The 4,805-nt window shown below is 68.7% G+C and carries 3 protein-coding genes and 2 pseudogenes; all 5 read left to right on the top strand.

Going from position 1 to position 4,805, the window contains the following annotated elements; translation table 11 throughout:
- Positions 1-430: pseudogene (locus tag DD1DGNOD_RS28660) on the top strand (glycosyl transferase); the annotation flags it as partial.
- A 455-nt stretch (positions 431-885) separates the two neighbouring features.
- A complete protein-coding gene (gene glgC / locus DD1DGNOD_RS02595; protein ID WP_131765017.1) occupies positions 886-2,124 on the top strand; it encodes a glucose-1-phosphate adenylyltransferase in 1,239 nt (412 codons plus the stop codon).
- Positions 2,125-2,235: 111 nt separating this feature from the next.
- Entirely contained in the window at positions 2,236-3,411 is a 1,176-nt protein-coding gene (glgA, locus tag DD1DGNOD_RS02590; RefSeq protein WP_131765016.1) for a glycogen synthase, read from the top strand.
- A gap of 87 nt (positions 3,412-3,498) precedes the next feature.
- Entirely contained in the window at positions 3,499-3,867 is a 369-nt protein-coding gene (locus tag DD1DGNOD_RS02585; RefSeq protein WP_131769358.1) for a DUF1353 domain-containing protein, read from the top strand.
- A 480-nt stretch (positions 3,868-4,347) separates the two neighbouring features.
- A pseudogene (locus DD1DGNOD_RS27685) lies at positions 4,348-4,805 on the top strand (hypothetical protein); the annotation flags it as partial.

Raw genomic sequence — 4,805 nt, 5'->3', positions numbered from 1 at the left:
CGGTGGCGGCTTCGGCCAGCAGGGTGCGGCGATGTTCGGCCGGGCCGGCGGCATCGGGAACCTTCTCAACGCCGGAACGCCAAGTGCCGAGCTGGTTACAGCCCTGCGGCAGGACGCCGAGCGCTACACCTGGGTTGCGGCCATCGTCGGGTCCAACTCCGCCGCCGGCGTCCAGATCGCGACCCGTGATCCGGTGATGGCCATCGGTGGCTTCAACGGAACCGATCCGGCTCCCTCACTTTCCCGCTTCCAGGAGTACGCCAAGGCCGGGAAGATCCACTACTTCCTCTCCGGTGGTGGCAGGGGCCCGGGCCGCGGCGGCGACTCCGGCGGCACCGTCAGCGCGATCACCGCATGGGTCCAGCAGAACTTCACCCAGACCGCGATCGGAGGCACGACCGTCTACGACCTGACCAAGCCGAACACGTAGCCGGCCACACACAGCCGACCACGGAAAGTCCAACCGCCGGGGCCTGCGGGCGGATCAAAAAATCATGATCGCCCACTCTCCCGCCTGCTACGACGCCCGGGCCGGACGGGTGGGGAGATACAGGTGAGGACATCCCATCTGGTGGGTACTCGATGGATACGAGCAGATGCCAGAAACGGCCGGAATCCCAACATCCAGCTAGATGATCTTTATCACGAGTGTCCGACGTGATCCACCCACCCGGGTGGAGGTAAACCCAGTTGTGACAGGTCATTGCGAGCTCATAGCCCGAAACCCGAATTCAACTACACGTTGTTAGGCTTCGGGACTGCTGGTCCGGCCGAACCCGGCTGGTATCCGGCCGGCCGAAGGCAGCGCGGCATGATCGCTTCGCATTGCCAGGGCCAGGAGCCACCAGCCCTTACGATCATCGGCGCCACCCCGGGAGGTCTGGGATGTCAAGACCGCGAGTGCTGGGTGTCGTGCTGGCCGGGGGTGCGGGCAAGCGGCTCGCGCCGCTCACCACCGACCGGGCCAAGCCGGCCGTTCCCTTCGGCGGCCTCTACCGGCTGATCGACTTCGTTCTGTCGAACCTGGTGAACGCGGGCTACCTGCGGATCTGTGTGCTCACGCAGTACAAGAGCCACAGTCTGGACCGCCACATCACCACCACCTGGCGGATGAGCAACCTGCTCGGCAACTACATCACCCCGGTACCGGCTCAGCAGCGGCTCGGCCCCCACTGGTACACCGGGTCCGCGGACGCCATCCACCAGTCCCTCAACCTCGTCCACGACGACCAGCCGGACATCGTGGTCGTGTTCGGCGCCGACCACGTCTATCGGATGGACCCCCGGCAGATGGTCGACCAGCACCTGGCCGGCGGAGCGGGAGTCACCGTCGCCGGGCTACGTGTCCCGCGAGCCGCGGGTACGCAGTTCGGCGTGATCCGCCCCGGAGCGGACGGCCACACGATCGACGCCTTCCTGGAGAAGCCTGCCGACCCTCCCGGCCTGCCGGACAGTCCCGAGGAGACGTATGCCTCCATGGGCAACTACGTGTTCTCGACAGACGTCCTGATCGATGCGCTGCGGGCCGACGCGGACGACGACAGCAGCGTCCACGACATGGGCGGAAACATCATCCCGATGCTCACGAAGGCGGGCGTGGCGCAGGTCTACGACTTCACCGCCAACGACGTGCCTGGGGCCAACGACCGGGATCGTGGCTACTGGCGTGACGTCGGCACCCTTGACTCCTACTTCGACGCTCACATGGACCTGTGCGCGGTCGACCCGGTCTTCAACCTGTACAACCGGAACTGGCCCATCCTGACCAGCGTCCCCTCCCTGCCGCCGGCGAAGTTCGTCCACGAGCAACCGGACCGGACCGGCATGGCCCTCAACAGCGTCGTCAGCAACGGAGTGATCATCTCTGGTGGCCTGGTGCGTCACTCGGTCCTGTCGCCGGGCGTGCGGGTGAACTCGTGGGCACAGGTCGAGAACGCGGTCGTCATGCACAACACGGTGATCGGACGGCGTGCCGTGGTCCGCAACGCCGTCCTCGACAAGAACGTGGTCGTACCCGAAGGTGCCCAGATCGGGGTGGACAAGGAGCACGACCGTACCCGTGGGTTCACGGTGAGCCCGGAGGGTGTGACCGTCGTCGGGAAGGGCGTCACGGTCACCTGCTGACAGCAGGTCGGGTCAAGGTCGCACCAGGTCGAGTCAGGATCCACCGGAGTCCGGTCGGGCCCAGGGTCCAGCCAGGTCACCAACCACAGGTCACCAACCACAAGGGCGGGCATGCACGTTTCACTGCTGACCAGGGAGTATCCACCGGAGGTCTACGGCGGTGCGGGGGTGCACGTCGAGTACCTCGCTCGCGAACTGGCCCAGCTTGTGGACCTGACCGTGCACTGCCAGGGTGCCGACAGGCCGAGCCCGGACGGCATCACGGTGCGTGCGCACCGGCCGTGGGAGCTGCTCGCGGACGCCAGCGAGGTGTTGCGGACGGTGTCGGCCGACCTGTCCGCCACCGCTGCCGCCGCAGACGCCGACCTGGTGCACTCGCACACCTGGTACGCGAACCTCGGCGGGCATCTGGCGTCCCTGCTGTACGCGATCCCGCACGTGATGACCTCGCACTCCCTCGAACCGCTGCGGCCCTGGAAAGCCGAACAGCTCGGCGGCGGCTACGCGCTGTCGTCATGGTGCGAACGGGTCGCCATCGAGTCGGCCGCGGCCGTCATCGCGGTGAGCAGAGGCATGCGCGCGGACGTCCTGTCGGCCTATCCGGCGGTCGACCCGGCCAGGGTGCACGTCATCGGCAACGGGATCGACACCGACGAGTACGCCCCGGATCCGGCCACCGACGTCCTCGCCCGGTACGGAGTCGACCCGCAGCAGCCGTCGGTGGTGTTCGTCGGACGGATCACCCGGCAGAAGGGTCTGCCGGTGCTGCTGCGGGCGGCGGCCGAGTTCGACCCGCGGGCCCAGCTCGTGCTCTGCGCGGGGGCGCCCGACACCCCCGAACTGCTGGCGGAGGTGACAGCCCAGGTCGACCGGCTGCGCGACACCCGCAAGGGAGTCGTGTGGATCTCGGGAATGCTGGCCAAGCCCGAGGTCATCCAGCTCCTGTCGCACGCGACCGTCTTCGTCTGCCCGTCGGTGTACGAGCCGCTGGGGATCGTCAACCTGGAGGCCATGGCCTGCGGGACGGCTGTGGTCGCCTCCCGGGTCGGCGGCATCCCCGAGGTCGTCGACGACGGGGTGACCGGGCTGCTCGTCCCGCCCGAGGATCCCGCGGCGCTCGCCGAGGCCGTCAACGCGCTGCTGGGCGACCCCGTGCGCGCGGACGTGATGGGCCGGCGGGGCCGGGATCGTGCCGTCGCCGAGTTCGGCTGGCAGGCCGTGGCCGAAAAGATCGCCCGCCTGTATGAATCCCTCCTGTCGCCTGCCCGGCTCCGGCCATCCTCCTGACCCTCCGGTCGCGCTCCTGGCTCCGGCTATCGTCCGGGCCTGCCCGGTCCTCACCCCCACCCCTGCGGAACGAACGACGATGGACCCATGCCCTTTCTCAGCGACAGGATCTTCGTCGAAGAGATCGACGACGTCCGCTGGCGCCTGTTGGAACCCGTCATCTACGAGGGAAAAGAACAGGTCTTCACCGTGCCGAAGGGGTTTGGGACCGACTTCGCGTCGGTCCCACGCTTCCTCACCTGGTTGGTACCCACATACGGGCGTTACACCAAGGCGGCCGTCCTGCACGACTGGCTGTGGAAACTGGCCGACGCCGGCGACTTCGACCGCGCCGACGCGGACGGGATCTTCCGCCGGGCAATGCGTGAACTCGATGTGGCCTTCTTACGGCGGTGGCTCATGTGGGCGGATGCCTGGAAATCGGGCACGTCCGGTTCGGCGGGGGGCCACACGTAAAAGGACCCGCCTCAGGCGGGCACCTCGACGCGTGGCCTACCCAACGTAATGTGGCTGCGGCTCTGTGCGAATCCTCGATCCCCCAGGACCGCCGCGAGGTGGAGGCCAGCGTCTCCGAGTGGGTGTACGCCTAAGTCGACTACGGCGCATCCGTCGTCCCGCCCGCTCTCGACCGCCGTGAACGCTACGTTCTCGCTGAAGAAGGGCGACGCCCACCTTCACCCATCCGATCTACCCGCACCGAGGCCAGCAGCGCTCCCTGCTCCACTAAAACGATCAACCCAAAGCTGGGACGAGACCAGCCTCTTCCCGGTGAGGCTCTCGACCGCGACGTGGGCGCCGCGGATCGACCGAGCGGGAAGCGGATTGACGAACCGCTATGGCGACGCTGGTCCCCCCGGACTGTCGAGCGCAACGTGCGTTTCGCTGCGGAGCTGGGTGACCAGCCCGCGGGCCGTGCCGGCGCCGACGTGCAGTCGTTTGCGCAGGGTCTCCGCGGAGATCGGACGCTGGTGCTGCTGCCAGTGCCGCCCTCGCCCGCCCACAGGCGTTCCTCGCCAGCCTCGTCCCACCCCGGGCGGCGCCCGATCCCGGCCGCGGCACCGGCAGCTGACCATCCCCTTCGGTGAGGCGGTCGCCCCGGGCGGGCGCTATCTGCCCCGCGAGGGCGGGGCGTGGGTGGACCGAGACGGCCAGCAGCTGCTGCCGTTCGAGGTCGACCAACCCGGCCCACCCCCGACGGCTCGACCTGGCCGACGCCCGCCCACGGGTCCGCCTGGCTCCGGCAGGCCGGGCGGTGCCCGGCCGGCGGCGCCACTGCCGGCCGCCGCACGGCCGAGGGCGCGGCAGATGGAGCTGCCGTTCGACCCCTACAAGGGCATCCGACCCGACCGGACCGGCCAGTACGCCCTCCCGCTCGAAGGGCTGCGCCACACCCC

It is taken from the genome of Candidatus Protofrankia californiensis, from assembly GCF_900634765.1.
Taxonomy (GTDB): domain Bacteria; phylum Actinomycetota; class Actinomycetes; order Frankiales; family Frankiaceae; genus Protofrankia; species Protofrankia californiensis.
This window is presented reverse-complemented; position numbering and strand designations above follow the sequence as displayed.